General features: G+C 42.2%; 21 protein-coding genes. 8 read left to right on the forward strand and 13 right to left on the reverse strand.

The genetic code is table 11. The features are described 5' to 3' along the window. Positions 1 to 16: 16 nt before the first annotated feature. The 12 genes from EFY79_RS03375 to coxB all read right to left on the reverse strand — a co-directional run bounded on the left by EFY79_RS03375 (position 17) and on the right by coxB (position 10,802). Positions 17 to 415 carry a group III truncated hemoglobin gene (locus EFY79_RS03375; RefSeq protein WP_123119280.1) on the reverse strand — a complete coding sequence of 133 codons (399 nt, stop codon included), beginning with the start codon at positions 413 to 415 and terminating at the stop codon, positions 17 to 19. Between the two features lie 165 nt (positions 416 to 580). Next, positions 581 to 1,186, reverse strand: a complete 606-nt coding sequence (pncA, locus tag EFY79_RS03380) for a bifunctional nicotinamidase/pyrazinamidase (RefSeq protein WP_123119281.1) — start codon at positions 1,184 to 1,186, stop codon at positions 581 to 583. Positions 1,187 to 1,268: 82 nt separating this feature from the next. Beyond that, on the reverse strand, positions 1,269 to 2,036 hold the full coding sequence (locus EFY79_RS03385; RefSeq protein ID WP_123119282.1) for a PRC-barrel domain containing protein: 768 nt from the start codon (positions 2,034 to 2,036) through the stop codon (positions 1,269 to 1,271). A gap of 69 nt (positions 2,037 to 2,105) precedes the next feature. Further along, positions 2,106 to 3,014, reverse strand: a complete 909-nt coding sequence (locus tag EFY79_RS03390; protein ID WP_123119283.1) for a cation diffusion facilitator family transporter — start codon at positions 3,012 to 3,014, stop codon at positions 2,106 to 2,108. A gap of 2 nt (positions 3,015 to 3,016) precedes the next feature. Next, positions 3,017 to 4,084 (reverse strand): AI-2E family transporter, encoded by a 1,068-nt coding sequence (locus EFY79_RS03395; RefSeq protein ID WP_123119284.1) that lies wholly within the window; start codon positions 4,082 to 4,084, stop codon positions 3,017 to 3,019. A 127-nt stretch (positions 4,085 to 4,211) separates the two neighbouring features. Continuing rightward, positions 4,212 to 5,612, reverse strand: a complete 1,401-nt coding sequence (locus tag EFY79_RS03400; RefSeq protein ID WP_123119285.1) for a cytochrome b N-terminal domain-containing protein — start codon at positions 5,610 to 5,612, stop codon at positions 4,212 to 4,214. Then, positions 5,609 to 6,121: a QcrA and Rieske domain-containing protein gene (locus EFY79_RS03405; RefSeq protein ID WP_123119286.1), complete on the reverse strand. Its 513-nt coding sequence runs from the start codon at positions 6,119 to 6,121 to the stop codon at positions 5,609 to 5,611. Before EFY79_RS03405 ends, EFY79_RS03400 begins: the two co-directional genes overlap by 4 nt. Beyond that, positions 6,114 to 6,713 (reverse strand): hypothetical protein, encoded by a 600-nt coding sequence (locus tag EFY79_RS21540; RefSeq protein ID WP_199727427.1) that lies wholly within the window; start codon positions 6,711 to 6,713, stop codon positions 6,114 to 6,116. The genes EFY79_RS03405 and EFY79_RS21540 overlap by 8 nt, the downstream gene beginning before the upstream one ends. A 41-nt stretch (positions 6,714 to 6,754) precedes the next feature. Beyond that, positions 6,755 to 7,558, reverse strand: coding sequence for a cytochrome c oxidase assembly protein (locus tag EFY79_RS03415; RefSeq protein ID WP_123119287.1), 804 nt, complete (start codon positions 7,556 to 7,558; stop codon positions 6,755 to 6,757). 11 nt (positions 7,559 to 7,569) lie between these two features. After that, positions 7,570 to 8,124 (reverse strand): cytochrome c oxidase subunit 3, encoded by a 555-nt coding sequence (locus EFY79_RS03420; protein ID WP_199727428.1) that lies wholly within the window; start codon positions 8,122 to 8,124, stop codon positions 7,570 to 7,572. A gap of 32 nt (positions 8,125 to 8,156) precedes the next feature. Continuing rightward, entirely contained in the window at positions 8,157 to 9,818 is a 1,662-nt protein-coding gene (gene ctaD / locus EFY79_RS03425; protein ID WP_123119289.1) for a cytochrome c oxidase subunit I, read from the reverse strand. Between the two features lie 15 nt (positions 9,819 to 9,833). Next, positions 9,834 to 10,802, reverse strand: a complete 969-nt coding sequence (gene coxB, locus EFY79_RS03430) for a cytochrome c oxidase subunit II (protein WP_123119290.1) — start codon at positions 10,800 to 10,802, stop codon at positions 9,834 to 9,836. A gap of 614 nt (positions 10,803 to 11,416) precedes the next feature. Here coxB and EFY79_RS03435 point away from each other — a divergent pair. From EFY79_RS03435 to EFY79_RS03470, 8 genes are all read left to right on the forward strand, one after another. Beyond that, on the forward strand, positions 11,417 to 13,195 hold the full coding sequence (locus EFY79_RS03435) for a thiamine pyrophosphate-requiring protein (protein WP_123119291.1): 1,779 nt from the start codon (positions 11,417 to 11,419) through the stop codon (positions 13,193 to 13,195). 3 nt (positions 13,196 to 13,198) lie between these two features. Then, on the forward strand, positions 13,199 to 14,302 hold the full coding sequence (locus EFY79_RS03440; protein ID WP_123119292.1) for an enolase C-terminal domain-like protein: 1,104 nt from the start codon (positions 13,199 to 13,201) through the stop codon (positions 14,300 to 14,302). Positions 14,303 to 14,345: 43 nt separating this feature from the next. Next, entirely contained in the window at positions 14,346 to 17,459 is a 3,114-nt protein-coding gene (locus tag EFY79_RS03445) for an FAD-binding and (Fe-S)-binding domain-containing protein (RefSeq protein ID WP_123119293.1), read from the forward strand. Positions 17,460 to 17,531: 72 nt separating this feature from the next. Continuing rightward, positions 17,532 to 18,089 (forward strand): hypothetical protein, encoded by a 558-nt coding sequence (locus EFY79_RS03450; RefSeq protein WP_199727429.1) that lies wholly within the window; start codon positions 17,532 to 17,534, stop codon positions 18,087 to 18,089. 56 nt (positions 18,090 to 18,145) lie between these two features. Then, complete coding sequence (locus EFY79_RS03455) at positions 18,146 to 19,165, forward strand: SDR family oxidoreductase (RefSeq protein ID WP_123119294.1); 1,020 nt, start codon at positions 18,146 to 18,148, stop codon at positions 19,163 to 19,165. Positions 19,166 to 19,192: 27 nt separating this feature from the next. Further along, positions 19,193 to 19,624 carry a PPC domain-containing DNA-binding protein gene (locus tag EFY79_RS03460; RefSeq protein ID WP_123119295.1) on the forward strand — a complete coding sequence of 144 codons (432 nt, stop codon included), beginning with the start codon at positions 19,193 to 19,195 and terminating at the stop codon, positions 19,622 to 19,624. A gap of 5 nt (positions 19,625 to 19,629) precedes the next feature. Continuing rightward, positions 19,630 to 22,032, forward strand: a complete 2,403-nt coding sequence (locus EFY79_RS03465; RefSeq protein ID WP_123119296.1) for a glycoside hydrolase family 15 protein — start codon at positions 19,630 to 19,632, stop codon at positions 22,030 to 22,032. Between the two features lie 28 nt (positions 22,033 to 22,060). Further along, positions 22,061 to 22,609 carry a vitamin K epoxide reductase family protein gene (locus EFY79_RS03470; RefSeq protein ID WP_123119297.1) on the forward strand — a complete coding sequence of 183 codons (549 nt, stop codon included), beginning with the start codon at positions 22,061 to 22,063 and terminating at the stop codon, positions 22,607 to 22,609. A 460-nt stretch (positions 22,610 to 23,069) separates the two neighbouring features. On the opposite strand, the gene EFY79_RS03475 is transcribed toward EFY79_RS03470, so the two are convergent. Then, positions 23,070 to 24,440 (reverse strand): peptidylprolyl isomerase, encoded by a 1,371-nt coding sequence (locus tag EFY79_RS03475; RefSeq protein ID WP_123119298.1) that lies wholly within the window; start codon positions 24,438 to 24,440, stop codon positions 23,070 to 23,072. Positions 24,441 to 24,493 lie beyond the last annotated feature (53 nt).

Below are 24,493 nucleotides of genomic sequence, written 5' to 3' on the forward strand. Positions count from 1 at the left end.
TGGCCACTTACCGGTTTCAGATAAGGCTTCTGTTTTGATTACGGCGAAAAGCCTGTAATTTATATTGGAACATTTCAGCCATTTTGCCTGCCCGCCACATAGCTTCATCAGCTGTTTTTCCGGAAAAATGCTCACTTATTGTTTCTGAAAATAAATCCAGCCAGCGGTTAAAATGCTCCCGTTCTACGGGAAGCTGAGCATGAGGTGGAAACGGAGAACCATAATAGGTATGTTCTCCTAGAAGGACAGTTTGCCAGAATGTGTACATTTTGGCCAGGTGCTCGGGCCAGCGATTTTGTATTCTTTCTTCAAAGATGGGCCCGATAAGTGAATCATTTCTCACTTTTCCATAAAAGCTGTCCACCAATTGTTTAACATCATCTAATTCGATAATATCATGTTTGTCTTCTGTCAAAATCCATTTTTTTAAAATCGTGTGCAAATTTACAGCTAATCATGCAGAATCTGAAGGGATGCCTGTTAAGGATGAGATTTGTGCGACTTGTTCATGAAGCATTTAAAGCGATTTTGCTTACGAGTAAAAGAACAAATAGTTGATTTTTATTTTTTCAACAGTCTGTTAAATATCCTGGCTGTTAACCAAAAGTCCTCCTTTGTAAATAAAAGAATCAAATTTTTTTTGCAGTGATTTATTGTCGATCGCCATGGTAGCATCTATAATGATAGAAGCGTTAAATCCTATGTCCAATGCGTCCATAGCGGTAAAATACACGCAAAAATCTGCTGCAAGCCCCGCCACAAAAACGGAGGTGATATTTCTGCCTTTAAGATATGCTGCAAGGCCTGTCGCCTTCTTTTTTCCATTATCAAAAAAACCGCTGTAGCTATCAATTTCTTTATCCATTCCCTTGCGAAAGATGGCTTCAATTTTCTTTGTATCTAATTGGTTGGAAAATTCTGCGCCGAAGCTTTGTTGAACACAATGGCCGGGCCATAAAACCTGCGTTAGCCCGCCTAATTGTATTTCGTCAAACTCTTTTGAACCCGGATGATTTGAGGCAAAACTTTTATGGTCAGCAGGATGCCAGTCCTGCGTGGCCACCACCAGGTCAAATTTGTCCTGTATAACATTTATTGCAGGAAAAATACTAAAACCATTTTCAACAGGCAAAGCTCCGCCCGGCAAAAAATCATTTTGAACATCTACGAGGATCAGGGCGTTCATGAACCAGTTTTATTTGAAGGTAGGCAGTATGAAGAAATAACAAGACCGGTTGGCCGCAATTTTACAAACACGAAACCTGTTTTTAATCTATCATGCCGGAATGCGGCCGGCCGTAATAATCAAATAGAATTTTTTCGTCCGCAACATTCACAGGTTGACTGGCATCAAAGTCCGGGCAGTTTTTTACCTGCTCAGTTGTTACGTTTACGATCACGATGCGGTTATCCCATTTCACTTGTTTTATCCATCCTGCCGGCAGCAGCAATTTCTTACTGCTCAGCCAGTCACCCGTTTCAACTACCAGGTAATCAATCCTCCAGTCTGAATCATCAAGAATGTAATCTGTAACCTTGCCAATTTCGCCATCTGTAGCATGAATGCCATAACCTTTTACCTCGTCAGAACTTCTTAAATGAGGATCGTGGGGCTCGGAATTTTCCACCGGAACTAGGGGTGCAGTTGCTTCTTCATTTTCATACAAATCGCTTGGCATCGCTCCAAATATTCCTGCTCCATGGGCCCCATCGCCCCAATAAGGATCCCAGGTATAATAAGTGGATAATTCTTCTTCGTGCTGGCGCGATACAGGTTTATCGGTATCAATATCCGGACTGTTTTCTATTTGCTTTTTTGTAAGGTTAACCGGAAATATTTCATTTTCCCAATCCGGGGTTAACAGGGCTTTTGGTGAAATAAGCACTTTTTTACCGGAAAACCAGTTACCTGTTTTTATTACCAGGTAGCGGATGGTCCAGCTTACATCGTCAAAATAAAATTCTTCCACTTTTCCTATTTCACCATCGGTTGCTTTAAGAGTATAGCCTTGAAGGCTTTTAAGACTGCGTTTCATAAAATTGAAGTTGTATAATAATTTATTAATACAGCAAGCACTATTCCAACAATCTTTAATTGCCGGATTTTATTTAGATAAATTAGCGGCCTCGATATAAATTTGTTTTACCTGCGGAAATTTTTCTTTTATCTTTTTTTCAAGCCGCGCAATGCTGCTTACGATCTGGGCTCCCGACAAATTTTTTTTAAACTGAAGGTTAAGGGCGAGCAAAACTTCATCAGGAGAAAGCTGCATGGTTAAAGGCGTTTGTACCTGGAACACATCATCGTCCTGCTGTATCAATTTTTCAGTGCTTGCTACCAGCTCTTTGCCTGCGCTTTCGCCGATGAGTAAATTATGGGTTTCTATAATCATCAGAATGGCAATTATGGTAAGAACAATACCAATAAGAATCGAGGCAATGCCGTCAATCAATGGATTGCCGAGCCATGTAGAAAGAACGATACCTGCGAAGGCAATTATCAATCCGATAATATCGGCAGCATCTTCATAAATTACGAGGAAAAATCCCGGGTCTTTGCTGGCGCGTAATTTTTGAAAAAGATTTCCTTCGTGATGCGAATGTTTTAAAAATCCTTTTACCGAAATAATGATAGATATGGTTTCAAAAATAAAAGCGCTTCCTAATACCAGGTAACCCCAGAAGGGATCAGTGATGGGTTTTGGATTGCCAATATGCGTAATGCCTTCGTAAATGGACATTCCGCCGCCAAGGCCAAAAACCAGCACTGCCACTATAAGTGACCAAAAATATAATTCAGGGCCATAGCCAAACGGATGTTTCTTATCAGGAGGGCGCTTACTTCTTTTGATGCCTAAGAGCAGCAGCAACTCGTTGCTGGTATCTACCAGGCTATGAATTCCTTCTGAAAGCATGGCAGAACTTCCGCTAAAAAAAGCGGCTGCAAATTTTGTAATAGCAATCAAGCCATTTGCAATCAGCGCACCATAAATTGAAGAATTAGATTCAGCCATTTTTATTTTACATCCATATTTTTTATTGTGTTAATACTGGCCTGTTGATTTTCAACGTACAGCCGGTCAACCACTTTTAATACAATCACCACTATGGGCGATGCCAGCAAAACGCCCCAAAAGCCGGCAACAATACCAAGCGCCACCTGGGCAAAAATGGTAAGCGCAGGCGGCAGGCTTACCATCTTTTGCTGAATGATAGGTTGAGTAACGGCAGTTTGTATGATTTGCACGCCAATATAAATGCAAGCCACTATCAGCGCAGTAGAAGGGCTTTCCATCAAACCGAGCAGCGCTGCGGGAATTAAGGCTATCAGTGGCCCGAAGTTGGGAATAAGGTTTAAAATGCCTGCGATAAGTGCCAGCGTAAGAATGAGTGGCATGCCCAGAATCCATAAACCAACCCCAGTAAATACAGCAATAAAAAAGAAGCCGATAATTTGGGATTTTATCCATTTTTTTAAAACGGCGTTGAGTTCATCAAAAAGCTTTTCTCCTTTATGTTTTGCTTTTGGAGGCAGCAAACGGATAAACCCTTTTTTATAAAGCATGGGGTCGGCAGTGAAAAATATAGCAAAAAGAATTACCACGTATAAATCACTAAGTACGCCAAAGCTACCTGAAAAGAATTTTTTGGCAATAGATTCCACGTTTATGGTACGTCCAGCGTTACTAATATAATTGAGCAATTTACTTCCCATGTCAGATTCACTTAGCTGTTGTTTCAAATTCTGTATCGTTTGTGGCAGCGTATCAGAAAGCTCGGCAACCTGCTTTTGGAGCCTCGCCCCTACAAACCAAAAGAAACCTGCCAGTAGAATAATATTGATGAGCACAGAAAGAAAAACACAAAGCCTGGGAGACCAATGAAATTTTCGATGAATCAGGTGCGAAAATCCATGGAAATAGACGGCCAGCAGCATACCGGTAAGGGCTAAAAGAATAACCGCAAAAAGCGTTTTAAAAAGAAGTAACCCCACAATAATCAACGAGAATATCCCGCCCGCTATCCAAACTTTTTTTGAAAAAGGCAATTCGGAGGTAAGCGGACACTCTTGATTTTCCGTCATAAAGAATTCTTATCGTTTAATTAATGTATAAAAAGATTTTACACAAATGATGTGCCTCGATTGGTGAACCCAAATTTTTCACAGTAAAGCAACAAAGAGACAAAAATTTTATTTTGTTCCTTAAAAACTATTTCTGAGAAGATAAAAATGCAACAATATTGTTTATCTCGTCATTGGAGAGGCTGCCACCAAAAGCGGGCATATTTTTTCCGCCATTCACAATGCGGATTTTTAAAGCCTGGATGGAGAGGCGGTTGCCGATTGTGGTAAGGTCAGGGCCATCTATTCCTCCATAATTACTAATCCTGTGGCAGTACTGGCATCCTTTAGAATAAAAAAGATGAACTCCTTTTATAACCGTAGAATCAGGGTTTTTATTTTTTATAGCGCTTAACGGCAGCGGCTTCGTATCAAAATGAGGCGACCACGGCGCTTTTAAACCTACCACCAGTAAGCTGACCACAAATACAATTACACAAATCACTCCATACATAGCCCATGGCCTTTTTAGCGGGCTTCTTTCGCCCTTCTGTGAAATAAACGGAATCGAAAACAGTATCACAATCGTGAGGATTGGCCCCAGCAACATCGCAACGGATTCAATCTTATGAGGCATCAATGCAAATAGCGCAAAAAACGGAACCATATACCAGTCTGGCTTTGGCGTGGTAGATAAATGAGCAGGGTCGGGTTTGCCGGAAAGCGCCGGCGGTCCAAAAACAAAAGCGAGACAAATAATGCAAATGATGATGATAGCGCTGAATAAAATGTCGCGCCATGCGGCGTTTGGCCAGAAGGGTACTCCCTTTTCTTTCAGCATATTCTGGTACCACTTGCGGTAGGTTTTAGGATCCACCAGTCTACCCGGTTTTGGAGGCTCGGAAATACCATTTTGAATTACGAGATAAAGATGAAGGCCGATAAATATAAAAATCAAAGCGGGCACCATAAATACGTGATAAGAATAAAACCGGCTGAGCGTTTGTCCACCTATAGTATCGCCTCCGAGCAACAGCCGTGCGAGGTATTTTCCTATCAGCGGCGTTCTTCCCAATTGTTCGGCAGCAACTACTGACGACCACACTCCATTTGAATCCCAACGCAGTAGCTGGCCTGTAAAGCCCATAAAAATGGTACATAGCAGGAGAAAAACCCCGCTTATCCAATTCATCTCGCGTGGAAATTTGTACGAGGCGGTGATGTACACACGAATCATGTGGATGCCCACTAAAATAATCATTGCCGATGCGCCGAAATAATGTATGCCTCTCAATACGTTTCCAAACTTTGCCTTGTCGGTAATAAAAACAAGAGAATGATACGCTTCGCTGCTGGAGGGCTGATATAAGAGTGCTAGCGAAACGCCTGTAATTACCTGTAGCAGGAAACAAAATAAAGTGGCGCTCCCAAAAACATAGCTCCACTTTGCTTTTGGAGGAACAGGATGTTGAATGACCGGCACAATATTTTGCGAAAAGCCAGTGCGGTCGTCAATCCAATGCCATATTTTTTTTAAAAACTTTTTCATGCTTTACTACCTGTGATTGGAACCGGCGCGGTTTTAATTTGTACCTCCTTGTTAAAAACTCTCACTTCATACTGATTTAAGGGCTTTGGCGGCGGGCCTCCGGCAACAGTACCATCTGCATAATATACACCGCCATGGCATGGACACATAAATAAATGCGCCTCGTTTTCCCATCTAACCGGGCAACCGAGATGAGTACAATTGGCAGCAAAAGCAATGAAATTGTTTTCATCGTTTTTTCTGAGCCATGCCGCTGATTTTGCTGTTACACCCGCATAAGGTTCCGGATCTGCATTGATAAATGTTACCAGGCTGGTGGAGCCGGTCTGAAAATCATCCACTTTGCCTACGGTGCGCCATAGCTGATTTTTCTTTTTCAGCAAAGGAGCGATGATGGCGCTTACAACAGGAACTGCTGCGGCAATGGCGCTGATGCCCGCGAGGCCGAGGCTGATTTTCAGAAAAAAATCGCGCCGGGATATCTCTTCATTTTGTGCTTGTTCATTCATGACGTAAAATATTTAGCCATCCGGAAAGTGCGGTTATCAGAATAATTAAGCCTGCCACTGAAATCAGCCACGTAGTTAATAATCCCCAGCCAAGAAACACAATGCCTAAGGCCAGGAAAAATGGCCAATAAGTTGGTTTGGGCAATATTTCGGGTTTTGCTTTTACGGTTTCAACGCGGGCTGCCGGGTTTTTAATTTCTTCTGTATTATTCATGGGATTTTCTTTTTGATCATTGTCTTGCATTTGGACGGTGAAGTTTATTCCAGAATTATCCGCCATGGCCGCTTTTCTAAAAGTTTTAATGATGGCATTTTTAAATTGATGAATCAGTCTTCTTTTTGATAAATAGCCAGCGCCAAAAGCCAGCGCTTCATTAAACAGAGAATCTTGTGAGGAAGATTGTTTTACATTTTCAAGCGTTTGATCCAATACATTCACAGGGGACAGGTTGTGAACCATATTATGTGCATGAACTTTTAAACCATCTTCGATTGACTGCTTTTTTTCTTCAAGCTTTTTTATTGCTGACGATAAATCATTTGCACCGGCTATTTCCTTTAATTTTTTTTCGGATGAATCTTCTTCATTCATTTTCTAAAATTTTTTTTTAAAACATTTACAATGAGACGCAATCAATTTTTTATCATGATTGCATCCCTCACTTCATAGGGTTTTTGGTCGTACCATTTTACCAGGATGGCCATTGAAGCGGTTAAATAAATCAGGCAACACGGCACCCACATAATTAAACCTGCTGCCTGCTGATCAATGGATGCAGAAATTTTCCATTGATTTCTTATGATGTTTAAAAATCCGTTTGAGTCTGAAATATGCAGATAGGGCATATACATTCCTAACGGCGCAAAAGTGATCATCAGCCCCAGCAGGGTGCAAAATACACAAGCCAATGAAAGATAGAGTACCGCCGATAAAGAGGGAATGCGATATTGCCGGTAAGGATTGAGAATGGGCCAGCAAAAGATGATGCCCGCAACCAGCAAAGACAACCATTGCGCATGCATCAAACCCATGCTCCGGGCTGAAGCAGCCATGTTGAAAATGTATGGAATATGCCAAAACCACATGATGCCTACGCCAGTAAACCAACATAAAACATGAATTTTTATTTTGTGGGTTGAAAGAAATAGAAAATATTTTCTAAAAACATTTTCTTGCGGGATACCTGCTACAAGCAGGGGCGCGGCAATCAAAAGCAACAATACATGTGAAATCATGTGGGCGCTGAACAGGTAATTTTCGCCCAAAAAATGCAAAGGCGAAGCCACGCAGATAATAATTATAGAAATGCCCGCGAAAAAAAAGAGCGATTGTTTTCTGATTTTAAACCGGATGGCGTACAAATAAAATAAACAAAGCATCGTGATGAATAAAATTGAAACCGGATCAAAATGCCAGTAAGAATATATCGAATGCATCTTTCTGAATTTTAAATATTAGTAAAATGAGGAAGCACATAAACAACCGTGAAAACCACTATCCACACCACATCTATGAAATGCCAATAATATCCAACTGTGCTTATCACGGTTGAACCGGGCTTATTAAAATCGCCCAAAAAAGTGAAGGCAAGAACAATGGATAAAATAATCAGTCCCACAAAAACATGAAATCCATGAAAACCTGTTAGCGTGTAAAAGCTGGTTCCAAAAACGCCGCTTCCAAGTGTTACATGGTCATTGATTAACCGCCAGTACTCTCTTCCCTGCCCAATTAAAAAAAGAATGCCCAACACGATAGTGATGATAAGCCATAGTTTAAGCTTTTTAATATTTCCTTCTTTATAATTTTTGTCTGCGAACCAAAAAGTAAAGCTGCTTGCAATCAAAACGGCTGTAAATATTCCCGTTTTCTCTATGTCGAGTGCATGAAGCTGATGTGGCTCAAAACCGGCCGTGAATGCCATATACACAAATGACATTATCAAACAGATAAAGAACATCCCTTCTGTTCCTATCACCAATTTCATCATCGTTTTGTTCATAATTTGTAGGTTTTCAATGAACGTTTACAACTTCAATCTGATGCTATATCTGCCATTCCCGGATACTTCATATCCCATAATGGCTGCCTGCTATTTACCACAGGAACTTCATTAAAATTTTTTAAAGAAGGTGGCGAATCTGCAATCCATTCCAGCGTAAATCCATCCCACGGATCAGCAGGCGCCGGCTTCCCGCTTTTGCGGCTTTTTACAATAATATAACCGAGGTATAAAACCGCTATGCCCATAATAAATGCGCTGACAGTAGATATCATATTCAGCACGCCATACCACGGCAAATCAGGATAAGTATATACTCTTCTTGGCATCCCAATCATTCCAAGAATATGTTGCACCAAAAAAGTTCCGTTGAAGCCAATCACAAATAGCCAGAAAAACCATTTTCCCATTTTTTCATCTAAAAACTTTCCTGTCATTTTTGGAAACCAGTAAAACAAACCGGAAAGAATTCCGAAAATAGTGCCGCCGATAAATACATAATGCAAATGAGCTACAACAAAATAGGTATCGGTCAATTGCCAGTCTATCGGCACGATGGCAAACGCAATTCCGGAAAGGCCGCCAATGGTGAATTCTATTAAGAAAGCCACTGCAAACATCATCGAAACGGTAAACCGGATTTTGCCTCCGTACATGGTGGCTATCCATGCAAAAACTTTTACGCCTGTCGGAATACCAATCAGCATGCTTGCCGCTGAAAAAAACGCATCAGCCGTGTTGCCCATTCCAACTGCAAACATGTGATGTGCCCATACGCCAAATGCAAGCAGGGCAATGGCTACCGAGGATGCGGCTACAAAGGCGGCACCGAAAATAGGTTTGCGCGAAAACACAGGAATCGTTTCTGAAATAATTCCAAATGGAGGCAGGATAACAATATATACTTCCGGATGCCCGAATATCCAGAATAAATGTTGCCAAAGCAAGGCCGAACCACCGGAAGCCGTGTTAAAAAAATGAGCGCCAAATTGCCTGTCTAACAGCAGCATGGAAAGCGCTGCATTTAGCGCCGGGAAAGCCGCGAGCAATAAAAAAGAATTTACAAAAACCATCCACACAAACATCGGAAGCTTGTTAAGCGTCATGCCCTTGGTGCGATAATGCAGCACCGTAACAGCAAGATTAACAGAAGTGGTTACGCTTCCGATTCCGGCAAGTAACAGTCCCATGCAATAATAATCCACACCCGGGTTGATAGAATAATTCTTTTCACTCAGGGGCACATAATTAAACCAGCCGGCATCCGGCGCTCCGCCTGCAAGAAAGCTGAAGTAGAGCAGCATCCCGCCCAACAACGTAATCCAAAAACTAAAAGCATTCAGCCGCGGAAAAGCCATTTCGTTAGCGCCTATCATCAGGGGCGTAAAATAAACGGCAAATCCAAAAACCGCCGGCATGGCTACAAAGAATACCATGGTGGTGCCATGCATCGTAAAGAACTGATTATACATTTCGGGCCCTAAGAAATGATTAAGCGGGCCGGCCAGTTGAATCCGCATAAGCAATACTTCTATACCGCCGATTAACAGAAACAGGAGCGTCATCAGCAGGTACATAATCCCGATCATTTTATGATCCACTGTGGAAATCCATTGCAGCAAACCCTGGTCAGTGCTTACTCCTATCCCCGGAAATGTTTTTGATGGTTCGGGAATGTAAATTGGTTCACTCATTTTTTTGACCTTGTTTTATTTCAGTTGCTCCAGGTAATGCACAATCGCTTTCACGGAATCTTTGTTCATATTAAAATCCGGCATGTGAGCGCCTGGTTTTATTTCCTGGGGATGGCTAATCCATTTGTATAAATTTTCTTCACTGTTTTTCATCAACCCGGTAAGAAGCATATGCCTGCTGGCAATATGTGTAAGGTCGGGCCCCACGTTAGAGGTGGCGGCTGTTCCCTGTATGCGATGGCAGCTTGCACATGTTTTAGACTGAAATAATTCTGCACCGGTTTTTGCCAGGGTATCACCCGGAGGCATTGCAGCCTTGGCATTTTGCGCCAGCCATTTATTGAAATCATTCTCGTCCTGTGCAATCACTGAAATTCTCATCCAGGCATGCTGGGCTCCGCAAAACTCACTGCAGGCGCCGGTATATTTTCCGGGTTTATTAATATTAAGCCATAAGTAATTGGGATGATTGGGCACGAGATCCATTTTATTCCCAAGCTCCGGCACCCACCAGTCGTGTACCACATCGGCTGATCGCATCTGCATCAGTAAATGTTTTCCTACAGGAAGATGAACTTCGTTTGAGGTAACCACATGAGCATTTGGATAATCCACTTCCCACCACCATTGGTGGCCGGTGATAATCACATCGGGCTCGCGGTTTGTGGGAACCGGCGGCGATACCGCATTCATGGTTGATACTGTTTCATAGAAAAAGAAGGCAAGTAACAACACAGGAACGCCAATCATCAAAGCCTCCAGCTTATTACTGTAAATCGTACGAACGGGTTGGTTGTTGTCTCCCTTTTTTTGTTGAAACCTGATGCAGATATATACTACCAGGAAAACTACCAGCAATAACATTCCCGCAGCAGCCCAATAAAAATAATTAAATACTGTATGGATTTTTTCTGCCTGAAGCGATGCAGGGTTATTAACGTATTGTAATAAATAAAGGTTTTGTAAAAATATAATTGAGTTCATGAACCCTGTTTACAAATTGATTTCATTGATAAAACTTAGAATAGAAAAGCCTTTAGCAGGTCTAAAAACAACAGAGGCTGCGAGAAAAAACGTGCTCAAAGACTATGCCTTTTAAGAAGATACCCTTCAATCACCAGAATAAAAGAGAGGCTTATTTGTTTGTTTACTGTCATTTTTTTGTTGAGAGATTCTGCAAATAGCAGAAGCCATTTTCTGTTTTTATGGAAGTATTACAATTGAAATAGGATTAGAATTTTCTACAAATCTGCTCTAAAAAAAATTGTCCGTGTTTGGGAAGAGGTTGGTTGCCTTCTAAGAAAAAACAGTTTAAGTTTCGTAAATAAATTCCAGTAAAATAATTCCCCTTCTGAATAAAAATGAGGAATCTATACCTCTAAAGCCCTTATCAATAAACAGTTTCGGAAGACAGGGAAATTAGAAAATATTTTCTATTACTTCTTTATATGAGCCGGTGCTTAAAAAAGTTTTTATCATTCTTTTGATTTTCACAGGCATAGTGTTTGATGAAGCAAACACCGATTACGAAGGAGAATGTTTCAAAGTAGAGTGTTCCGTCCGCCTTCAGTTTTTTCAAATTTTCAAAAAATAATTTTATGGCGCAATTAGTTAGCGATTTTTTATTAGAAAGATTAAGTCAGTGGGGAGTTAAAAGAATTTTTGGTTTCCCCGGCGATGGTATTAATGGTATCCTGGGGGCTCTTGACCGGGCAAAAGATAAAATCGATTTTATACAAGTGCGGCACGAGGAGAATGCAGCTTTTATGGCTTGTGCGCATTCGAAATTCACCGGTGAAGTAGGCGTTTGCATGGCCACCTCAGGGCCCGGTGCCATTCATCTGCTGAATGGATTGTACGATGCTAAAATGGATCATCAATCTGTAGTGGCTATTGTAGGCCAATCAGCGCGGATGGCCATGGGAGGCAGCTTTCAGCAGGAAGTTGATTTGAACAGCTTATACAAAGACGTAGCTAAGGAATTTGTTCATACGGTTATGATTCCGGAACAAATGCAGCAAATGGTAGATCGTGCTATCCGGATTGCAAAAGCTGAAAGAACAGTTACCTGTATCATCATTCCAAACGATGTGCAGGAATTGGATGCAGCTACGCCGCCGCGTAAGCATAATGCTACGCACACCGGAATTGGTTTTCCAAATGTTCACTTTGTGCCCGGCGAAGCAGATCTTAGAAGGACTGCCGATTTATTAAATGATGGAAAAAAAGTGGCGATGCTTGTAGGTGCAGGCGCTTTGAACGCCGGAGACGAGATAATGGAAGTGGCTGAACTGTTGGGCGCCGGCGTGGCCAAGGCGCTTCTCGGAAAGGCCGCAGTGCCGGATACTTTGCCGTATGTAACCGGCGCCATTGGCTTGCTGGGAACAGAGCCAAGTTGGAAAATGATGACAGAATGTGATACACTTTTGATGGTAGGAAGTAGTTTCCCTTATTCAGAATTTCTTCCTAAAGTAGGCCAGGCAAGAGGTGTGCAGATTGATATCAATCCAAAATTGCTGAGCCTCCGTTATCCAATGGAAATAAATCTGGTGGGCGATAGTAAACAAACTTTGAGAGCATTAATTCCTTTTTTGAAAAAGAACAAGCATCATTCATGGAGAAAAGGAATTGAAAAGGGAATGGAAGATTGGTGGAAAGTGATTGATGCCAGAGCAAAGGATTCTGCCAAACCCATTAATCCCCAAAGGGTGTTCCAGGAGCTTTCTCCCAAATTGCCGGACAATTGTATTCTTTCATCAGACTCAGGAACATCAGCCGATTGGTTTGCAAGGCACCTTAAAATCCGTAAAGGAATGATGGCGTCGCTTTCAGGAAACCTGGCTACCATGTGTCCGGGAGTTCCTTATGCTATTGCAGCAAAATTCGCTTATCCCGATCGCATTCCTATTGCATTGGTTGGGGATGGAGCTATGCAAATGCTTGGCAACAATGGATTAATAACGATTTCAAAATATTGGAAAAGATGGAAAGATCCGCGGCTGGTAATTTTAGTGCTGCATAATAATGACCTGGCACAGGTAAGCTGGGAGCAGCGCGTGATGACCGGCGATCCGCGATTTACCGGTTCGCAGGAAGTCCCTGATTTTCCGTATGCCGAGTATGCAAAGCTTATTGGATTGAAAGGGGTGTTTGTAAATGATCCTGAAAAAATTTCGCAGGGATGGGATGATGTGCTTTCTGCCGACAGGCCTGCCGTATTGGAAGTGTTGACAGATGCGAATGTACCACCGCTTCCGCCCCATATCTCTTTTGATATGATGGTTAAATATGGCAAAACATTATTGAAAGGCGATCCTGATGAGGCAGGCATCATCAAATCAACATGGAAAAGTGAAATGTCAACAATATTCAGTTAAAAAATGAAGTCGGGGGAGATAAATATAAGTGATGTAAAAGTTTCGGCATATACCATTCCAACAGATGCGCCTGAATCTGACGGAACCATAGAATGGAATAGTACCACGTTAGTTTTGGTAACCATAACGGCGGCAGATAAAACGGGAATTGGCTACAGTTATGCGGATGTTTCTTCTGCCTTTTTTGTCGAAAAAAATTTAAAAAAAATTGTATTAGGAAAAAACGCCTTCGACATTCCCTGGATTCATAAATCCATGCACGACAGTGTAAGAAATGACAGCGATTCTGGTATTCCGGCGATGGCAATTTCAGCAACCGACAATGCACTGTGGGATCTAAAAGCGAAAATCCTGGAATTGCCGCTGGCCTTATTATTAGGCAAAGTGCGTGATGATTTTCAGATTTATGGCAGTGGTGGATTTACCTCTTACTCCATAGACCGTTTACAAAAACAGCTCGGCGGATGGGCTGAGCAGGGCCTTACACAAGTGAAAATGAAAATCGGCCGTGAGCCCGAAAAAGATGTAGAAAGAGTTAAGAAGGCGAAGGAAGCCGTCGGAAAAAATTGTGAATTATTTGTAGATGCAAATGGCGCCTACAATGCAAAGCAGGCGCTTGAAAAGGCTGAACAATTTGCACAAATTGGTGTGACATGGTTTGAGGAACCGCGGCCATCCACTGATTTGAATGGATTGCATTTTATTCGCGAACATGCTCCCGCAAAAATCAATATTGCAGCAGGAGAATATGGATATCATCTTTCTTACTTTGAGCGAATGCTGGATGCGGGCGCAGTAGACGTTTTGCAGGCAGATGCTACGCGGTGCGGAGGTGTTTCCACTTTTCTAAAAGCGGGCGCTGTCTGCCAGGCACATCAGCTTCCTTTCTCTTCCCATTGCGCCCCTTCGCTTCATCTTCACCCGGGCCTATCATTGCCTGGTTTTTTTACGGCAGAATATTTTTACGATCATGTAAGGATCGAGAATATGCTTTTTGACGGAGTAGCTCAGCCGGTAAATGGTGCGTTACATGCAGACGTAAGCCGGCCAGGAATGGGTTTGGAATTCAAACAGCAGGACGCAGAAAAATTTAAAATTTTTGGATAGCGAATTATAAAAGGAAAAATCAAAATTTATTAATAAAAACATTATGGCAACAAATGATACACTTGATTTACATTATGAAACTAAGTATTCACAGGGAGTAGATGTAGCTTCCATGGAAGCTGAGTTAATTGAAGACATTGAAGGCGAAGTCCGGTTTGATTATGGAACAAAAGCATTATACGCTACAGATGCCTCCAATTACCGGCAGGTGCCATTAGGCGTAGTATTGCCGAAAACAGAACAGGACGTTATCAATACAGTCGCGATTTGCAAAAAATATCACTCACCTGTTTTGTCAAGAGGAGGAGGTACCAGCCTCACCGGATCTTGTTGCAATGTTGCCGTAGTGATGGATATGACCAAGTATTACAACAAGGTTTTAAAAATTGATAAAGAAAAGAAAACGGTAACTGTGCAGCCGGGGATTGTGTTAGATGAGATGCGGAATGCCACTAAAAAAAATGCAAACCTCACTTTCGGCCCGGATCCCGCTACACACAGCCACTGCGCCATTGGCGGCATGCTCGGAAATGATTCATGTGGAATTCATTCTGTGATGTCGCAATTTTATGGTTATGGCGCGCGTACAGCAGATAATACTGAATCCCTGACCATCCTTACCTATGACGGGGTAAAAATGAAGGTGGGCCCTACTTCTGATGAGGAATTTGAAAACATCATAAAGGCCGGGGGCAGAAAAGCAGAGATATATAAAAGTTTAAAAGACCTCCGGGACAAATATGCAGATAAAATCCGTGAAAAATTTCCACCTATCCCTCGGCGCGTTTCCGGTTATAATTTGCCTTCCCTCCTGCCTGAGCAAGGCTTTAATGTAGCGCAAGCGCTCGTCGGTTCGGAGGGCACCTGCGTTACTATCCTGGAAGCAGAAATGAAATTAATGCCTGAGCCCGGAGCGCGTTCCTTATTGGTTCTGGGCTACCCGGATATTTATGCTGCAGGCCACGCCTGTCCGCAGGTAATGAAACACAAACCGATAGGGTTGGAAGGCTTTGATGAGCTACTTATTGAGTTTATGAAGAAAAAAGGATTAAACATGGATGACGTGCCGTTGCTACCAAAAGGTGGCGGATGGCTGTTGGTCGAGTTTGATGGGAAAGACAAAACGGAATCCGACAACAAGGCAAAAAAGCTTATGGAAGAGTTGAAGAGCGGAGATAATCCACCAAATATGAGCCTTTTTGATGACCCCGACCAGGAACAAAAACTCTGGGAAATCAGGGAATCCGGCCTGGGTGCCACCGCCTTTGTTCCCGGCGAACCCGATGGGGCGCCCGGTTGGGAAGATTCTGCTGTAGCGCCGGACAAGGTGGGCGATTATTTAAAGGATTTGCGCGATTTATTTGACAAATACGATTATCATCCTTCCTTGTACGGCCATTTTGGACAGGGATGCATACACTGCCGTGTGGGGTTTGACCTGGTAACAGAAGCAGGCATTGAACATTATAAAAAATTCAGCATTGAAGCCTCTCATCTGGTAGTTCGCTATGGAGGTACGCTTTCAGGAGAACATGGAGATGGGCAAACGCGTGGAAGCCTCTTGCATATTATGTTTGGCGAGGAAATTATGCAGGCTTTTCACGAATTCAAATCTATTTGGGATCCTGAATGGCTGATGAATCCGGGAAAAGTGATTGATAGCTACGGACAACTTTCTGATTTAAGATTGGGCACAACCTATAATCCCCCGGCTCCTAAAACTCATTTCCATTTTTTACATGATGATAATAAAGGAAGTTTTGCACGGGCTACGCTCCGGTGCGTGGGCGTGGGTAATTGCCGGCGGCACGAAGGAGGGACCATGTGCCCCAGCTACATGGTTACGCGTGAAGAAAAAGACAGTACCCGGGGCCGCGCTCATTTATTATTTGAAATGCTGAACGGAAATGTAATTAAGGACGGATGGAACGATGAATATATTAAAGAATCGCTCGACTTGTGCCTGGCGTGCAAAGGCTGCAAAGGCGATTGTCCCGTGAATGTGGACATTGCCACCTTAAAATCTGAGTTTTTATCTCATTATTATGAAAAGAACCGCAGGCCTGCGTCAGCATTTGCCTTTGGATGGATTTATTGGTGGTCGAGGTTGGCTTCGCTGGTTCCGGGAATAGTAAATTTTGTTACCCACGTTCCGGGATTAAGAAACCTGGTAAAATCCTCTGTAGGGGTTACTCAAAAAAGAACGATTCCAAAATTTGCGCAGCAAACCTTCAGAAACTGGTTTTGCAAGCAACACAAAGAAATAAATGATAAGCCCAAAGTGATTTTATGGGTTGATACATTTAATAATTTCTTTAAGCCAGAAACCTTGGTTGCCGGTATGGAAGTGCTTGAGGCGGCCGGCTTCCGGGTAGTGATTGCAAAAAGAGTTATCTGCTGCGGCCGCCCTTTGTATGATTTTGGAATGCTTGATACCGCTAAAACTATGTTGTTGCAGATTCTGGACACTTTGCGCGACGAAATCCGCGCTGGCACATCTGTTGTAGGTCTCGAGCCAAGTTGCGTTTCAGTTTTTCGGGATGAATTATGCGACCTGCTTTTAGCAAATGAAGATGCCAAAAGGCTAAAAGAACAAACCTTTACCCTTGCGGAGTTTCTGGAGAAAAAAGCGCCTGATTTTAAAATACCGCAGCTACACCGGAATGCAATCGTCCACGGTCATTGCCACCATAATGCTATTATGAAAATGGATAGTGAAGAGCGGCTGTTGCAAAAAATGGGTTTGCATTATAATGTATTGGATTCAGGCTGTTGCGGCATGGCCGGATATTTTGGATACCTGAAAGGCGACAAATATGATGTGTCGGTGAAAGCGGGAGAAAGAGTGCTATTGCCTGCCGTGAGAGGGGCGGATAAAAAAACCCTTGTGATTAGCGATGGGTATAGTTGCCGCGAACAGATAGAACAAATGACAGACCGGGAAGGCATGCATATTGCACAGGTATTGCAAATGGCTCTTGATGAGAACGGCCGTGATGTGAGTGGAGCAACAAATTATCCCGAAAAAAAATATGTAGACGGGATGAAATTATACTCAGCAGGGTTAGCGGTGAAGCGGACTGTGGTGGCTGTTTCTGTTATCGGCCTGGTGGCATTTGGTTGGTTGCTTGTATCTAAAAAAAAGAAAAATAAATAAGATTGGATAAATAAAAAAACGGGTTAAAAGTCTGTTTACCGGGTATAAATTCATCATCTTAAAATAAAAACTATGAGCAAAAAAAATAAAGAAACAACGTTAAAAGATATTGGTACAGCCATAGGCGTGGGTTTGATAGCAGGTTTCGCCGGCACCTTTGCCATAACCGTTTCTCAGAGAATAGAAATGGAAATTACGGGTCGCAAACCAAGCGACACTCCCGCAAATGCCGTAAGGGAAGTTCTGGACGTAAAGCCCGTATCAGAAAGTAAAAGCCAGCAGGTTTCTCAGGAAGTGCATTGGGCTTATGGCACATCTTTGGGCCTCATCAGGAGCACATTGAGCCTGGCCGGGTTAAGAGGCCTTGCTGCTACTGCCCTTCATTTTTTCACATTGTGGGGTGGCAAATCCATTATGTTACCCTCATTAAGAGTAGCGAAGCCGCTCACTGAGCAGGATCCAAAATCCATCGCCATTGATATAGGCCATCATTTAATTTATGCGGCTACCGCCGGTCTTGTTTTTGACGCGGTGTATTGCGAGGGGAAAAATAAAAAAAAGAAGAAATATGCCAATTCAGACGACAAGTTCGAAATGTACCGTAAAATAAAGGACGATTCAGATACATAAGCGTAGCTCAGAATTCGTCATCGGCGATAAAATTTTGATAATTTAAAAATTGATTTATGAAAAAGGATTTTATAGGAAAGACAGTTGTAATCACAGGCGCTTCAGCCGGCCTGGGAAGAGCGATGGCAAGAGAATTTGCCGCTCATGGGGCCAATGTAGGACTAATCGCAAGAGGCCTTGATGGTTTAAGGGCAGCAAATGAAGAGGTGGAAGAATTAGGAGGACACGGGTATATAGCTCAATGCGATGTGAGCAATGCCGATGCCGTGGAAGAAGCCGCGCAAAATATTGAAAACCATTTTGGCAGCATAGACGTGTGGATCAACAATGCGATGATAAGCGTTTTTGGCCCGTTCAAAAAAATCGAAGCGCGGGATTTTGAACATGTTACTGATGTTACTTATCTCGGCCAGGTATATGGCACCTCGGCTGCCTTAAAAAGAATGCTTCCAAAAAACAGGGGAACTATTATTTTGATAGGCTCTGCACTGGCTTACCGTGGCATTCCGCTTCAATCTGCCTATTGTGGCGCCAAGCATGCTATCCATGGTTTTTTCGAATCGCTGAGAAGTGAGCTGATTAAAGACAAAAGCAATGTGAAGTTAAGCATGGTGCAGTTGCCTGCCATGAATACCACCCAATTCAGTTGGGTAAAAAGCTATCTTAAAAACAAGCCCAAACCTATGGGCAAAATTTTTGAGCCGGAAGTGGCCGCACGAGCGGTGGTTAGTATTGCAAGGGATCCAGAAAGAGAATTGTATGTAGGCTACCCTACTGTTAAAACGATTTGGGGCAATAAAGTAGCTCCCGGGTTTTTAGATGAATACCTTGCAAAAACAGGTTATAGCGGGCAGCAAACCGATGAGCCCGAATCTCCGGACAGGCAAAATAATTTATGGCATCCCTTGCCGGGAGACCATGGCGCTCATGGCTCATTTGATAAGGAATCCGCCACCTTTAGCCCTGAAACCTGGATGGCAACGCATAAAAAAATAACCTTCGGAATACTTGGTGCGATTGCCGGAGGAGTATGCGCTTCTGTATTATTGAAAAGTAATAAAAGCAATGAAAATTAAAAACTCACAGTAAACAAACAAATCACCATGAATTATAAACTGATAAACGACGACAAGCAAAAAACCTATGCGATTATTTTGGACGACGGCGAAGAAGCTATGGAGCAAATAAAATCTTTTGCCAAAAAAATAAAGCTCTCTGCATCCCGGTTCACTGCTATTGGCGCTTTCAGTGATACCACTGTGGGATTTTTTAATTTTTCAATTAAAGATTATAAAAAAAACCGGTTTAATCAGCAAATGGAAGTGGTATCACTGGTGGGTGATATTTCCGTGTATAAAGATGAATATAAGGTGCACGCCCATGTAGTGTTGGCAGATGAAAAAGGCTCAGCTTTTGGAGGGCATCTTGTAAAGGGCACCGTGCATCCTACCCTGGAAATTATTTTGGATGAATCCCCGCTCTATTTAAAAAGAGAAATGGACGAAAAAAGCGGCCTCGCATTAATAAAAATTTAAGATCTATGTCAGATAATAATAATGCGCCGGGAGCTCCTGGTATTGCCGCGCGATGGACCTCAAGTGCAAAATCCGGTTTAGGCAAGGCTTTCGACGATTCTTCAGGTGTCATATTTACCATCAGTCATGGCATTTTAGATGAAATCTATTATCCGAGAGAAGATTTAGCGAGCATCAGGGACATGGAATTCCTGGTTACAGATGGCGCAGATTTTTTTTCTGAAGAAAAAAGAGATACAAACCATTCAGTGAAATGGGTGGCCGAGGGAATACCGGCTTTTAAAATTGTAAATACTTGCAGGCAAAAGAGATATACCATCGAAAAGGAAATTATTACCGACCCCGGTCGGGAAACCGTGTTGCAACGGGTAAAATTCAAGCCGGCAAAAAAAACCGATTCTTCCAACCTTAAGCTTTTTCTTCTCCTTTCGCCTCACATTAATGACAAGGGAGGAAATAATGATGGATGGGTAGCGGAGTATAAAGGCGTTCCTATGCTTTTTGCAAACCGCGAAGGCGTAACGCTGGCCGTAGCTTGTTTTTATGCAGATTTTATAAAACGCTCAGCAGGTTATGTTGGCATTTCGGACGGGTTTACCGATGTGAAACAGCATAAAAAAATGGAATGGCAATATAAGGCGGCGCACAATGGAAATATTGCATTAACGGCAGAAATTGATGTTTCAAAAACACAGGAGTTTGTGATTGCTATCAGCTTTGGCGCGATGGAAGAAGATGCAGCCCACCACGCATGGGCCAGTTTGCTGGATGGATTCGATGTTTCACTGGAAAGATATGTTGATGGATGGAAAAAGTTTCAAAAGCAATTGCATAGCGTTAAGTCTGACAGAAACGCTATTGGCAAGCATTTCAGAACCAGCGCAACTGTATTAAACATTCATCAGTCCAAAAAATTTCCCGGAGGTATAGTGGCCAGTCTTTCCATTCCCTGGGGAGAAACAAAAGGTGATGATGACGAGGCAGGGTACCACCTGGTATGGCCCCGCGATTTGGTAGAAACTTCCGGTGGCTTTTTAGCAATGAATTCGAAAAAGCAGGTGTTGCAAATTCTGAATTACCTGATGGCAACACAGGAGGAAGACGGACGATGGAGCCAGAATTTGTGGTTGGGAGGAATGCCAAACTGGAAAGGGCTACAAATGGATGAAATCGCACTACCCATTATCCTGGTAGATAAATGCCATCACATTAAGCAAATTGAACCTGACAGGTTGAAAAGATATTGGCCCGGAATCAAAAAAGCGCTTTCTTTTCTGATTATTCATGGGCCCTCCACGCAGGAAGACCGCTGGGAAGAAGAGCCGGGCCTCACTGCGTTTACTTTGGCTGCCGAAATTACGGCGTTGCTTAGCGCTGCGCATCTTGCCGAAATTGACAACGATAAGGAAATGGCGAAGTATTGCCGTGAAACCGCAGATTATTGGAATGGCGAAATTGAAAACTGGACTTATGTAACCGATACTCCGCTTTCAAAAGAAGTGGGAGTTGACGGCTATTATATGCGGATAAATCCTACCCAACAAAATGCGGAAGAAGTAAAAAATAATACTATCGTAATACAGAACAGAAATCCTGATAATGGAAAAATGCACCTTTGGGAACTGATTTGCGTGGATGCTTTGGCGCTCGTAAGGTTTGGTTTACGTGCTCCGGACGACCCCAAAATTTTGAACACCATCAAGGTTATTGACGCCAAATTGAAAGTGGATACACCCAACGGGCCCTGCTGGCACCGCTATACGAATGATGGGTATGGAGAGGACAAAGAGGGCAATACCTTTCCGCAAAATGGCAATGGTATAGGCAGAGCATGGCCTTTGCTTGCGGGCGAAAGGGGGCATTATGAAATTGCCGCAGGCAATATTGCGGGTGCGAAAGAAATTATTAAATCAATGGATAAGTTTGCCAATAACGGATTGATACCAGAACAAATTTGGGATACTGATGATATTCCCGAAAAAGAATTGTTTTTTGGGCAGCACTCCGGTTCGGCCATGCCACTTGTGTGGGCGCATTCTGAGTATATCAAACTGTGTTATTCTATTAAGCAGAAGAAAATATTCGATATGTCGCCGCATACGGAAGAGCGGTATATTAAAAAGAAAACAGTGTGTCCATTTGCAGTTTGGCGCTTTTCATGGCCATGCGCGGTGATTCCCAAAGGGAAAAATCTTCGGATAGAATTACAGGCGGAAGCTACGGTGAGATGGTCGGCAGATAAATGGAAAACAACTTATGATACGGATACTCGTGACACACGGTTAGGAATTCATGTTGCAGACATTGAATTAAAAGAAGTAGAAACCGATAAAATTTACTTTACTTTTTTTTGGAAAAAAGCAAATCACTGGGAAAACCAAAACTTTACTATTCCGATTGCCTCATGAGCTTAATTTTTCTAACTATCACTATTAAATGGAAAAGACCAATGATAATATTCCGACAGGCTTCAAATCAAATCCTTCTTCGTGGGAAAAACGAAAGGCACTGCTATTTTTGGCAGTAGCCGGATTTTTTGTTGCCCTTTATCTCGGGCTGTATGAATTAAAAGTATTTGAAACCGTATGGGAACCATTTTTTGGAAATGGAACACAAAACGTATTGAAGTCTTCCTTTTCCAAATCATTACCCATACCCGACGGAATTTTGGGTGCTTTTGGATATCTGTGCGATGTAATTTTGGTTTCCATTGGCAATGAAAGCCGATGGTACGCAAGCCCATGGATTGTAATTTTATATTTCCTGTTAGTAGTATTGATGGCGCTGGTAAGCATCTTCTTAATTATCCTCCAGGCTTTTATTGTGGATGCTTGGTGCACTCTTTGTCTTTTATCCGCTGTTTTGTCTTTTAGCATGGTGTATCCTGCTTTGACCGAGTTTAGGGCTACAATGCATTATCTCCGGCATCAAAAGAAAGCGGGAAAGACCTGGTACAAGCCATTGAAGGAAAATAAACGTTTATGAATGTTCGTAGATTTACTATTTACACAGTAAATTCAGTATCAAAAAAATCAGTCAGTTTTGCGCTTGTGCAGTGTTGTAGCGCGGCCTATCTTTGTTCTCAGAAGTTGATTGATGTTCAACAGACATTAATCGTCAAATCCAAATCCATTGAAAAATACCGATTCCCTTAATCCAGTAAAAACCAATAATCCGATATCAGTCAACTTCTTTTTTTTGAATCTATCCTTTTGAAAAATATTTATCCCGATGAAAACCGGCCTTAATCCAGCCGAAACCGTCCTTGAAAAACCAGTAACCTTCAGAAATGAAAATTTTAAAAACTTTCGCCCAAAAAGCGGAAGTTTTTTATTAAGCCTGTCAACAGAACTTAATAGAAGGCTTAATTGATTTCAATAGAATAGCAGTAAAGCAATAAATACGCTAAATTTTATTTTTAAACTATCGGAAAGAAGCAAACACGTTAATTGCCGGCAGTAGTCCTTTCGCCTGTCCAGTCTTTCACTTCGGGGCAGGATGCATAATCCTTTGAAACATTGATATAGAAGCCGGACATTTTTTGTGCAAACCAGTCATCGAGCGCCTGGTTCTTTTTTTCTTCCAGTGCTCTTTGGGCTACTTTATCATAATCATCCTTCAGGTTTTCGCGGTGTGGCTGTGTTTCAGACTTTATCTCTACAATTCTTACTGCCTTTTTTCCACTGGATGGGTCCATATATTCTTCGGGTGATGAGTACTCGCCTACTTTTAAATCTTTGAGCCTGAGAACAAGATCTTTGTCAAGCTGATCAATGGACAAAAGAGTAGACTGTCCATCCGGGCCGGTAATGAGCCCGCCGGTAAATTTGCTGGCATCGTCTTCACTGAATTTGGAAACTGCCTCCCCAAATTGAAGTTTTCCATCAACCAACAATGTGCGGATAGAATCGAGTTTTTCTTTGGCGGCATTAATTTCAACAGAACTTACCTGTGGAACTTTCAAAATGTGGCGAATGGTAGCATCATCGCCACGGCGGCTCACCATTTGGATTATATGATAGCCAAATTTGGTTTTGAAAACATTGGATATCTGCCCGTCTTTCAGGCTAAAGGCTTTTGCTAAAAAAACAGGATCAAATTGAGTTTCATTACGGTTAATTTCGTACATGCCTCCTTTATCTTTGCTTCCGGGATCATCTGAAAAGAGAGAAGCCAGCACTTCAAACTTTTTGCTTCCGTCTTCAACTTCTTTTTTGTATTCCTTCAATTGATCAATGGCATAATTTTCAAGATCGCGGCTTGGTTTGGGATAAATTACAATTTGACCTACTTCCAACTGCGATTCGTAAAAATGAAGACTATCTTTGGGAATTTTATTATAATAAGCTTCCACCTCTTTGGGCGTAATTCTTACATTGCCTACAATTTTGTCGCGTTCAGCAGCAGCTAATTTTTGGTCCCTGACCACTGGCTTAAATTCTTCCTTGAGTTGAAAAACGGTTTTCCCCGCAACTTGTTCCAAAATTTCTTTGGAGCCATATTGTTGAATGTAATAGCGGATTTTATTATCTATTTCTGCATCTACATCTTCATCAGAAACGGGAAGAGAATCTCTTTCTGCCTGGATTACCAGCGCTTTTAAAGCGAGCGCCTGCTGAAGCAAGAGGCAGGATGCGTTGGGCGGAACAGAAATATTTTGCCTTTGCATGTCATGAATGCTGTTTTCGATGTCACTTCGCAAAATAATTTTATCGCCTACTGTGGCGATAATTTTATCTGCCAGCACCTTTTTTGTCTGCGCAAAAGAAGTGAACGTGAAAATGACAGAACAAACAGTGAAAAATACTTTTTTCATTGAAAATATTTGAATTCGGGAAAACAGTTGACGCCCTCTGATTTAAAAAAAAT

This window comes from Hanamia caeni, from assembly GCF_003721595.1.
GTDB lineage: Bacteria > Bacteroidota > Bacteroidia > Chitinophagales > Chitinophagaceae > Ginsengibacter > Ginsengibacter caeni.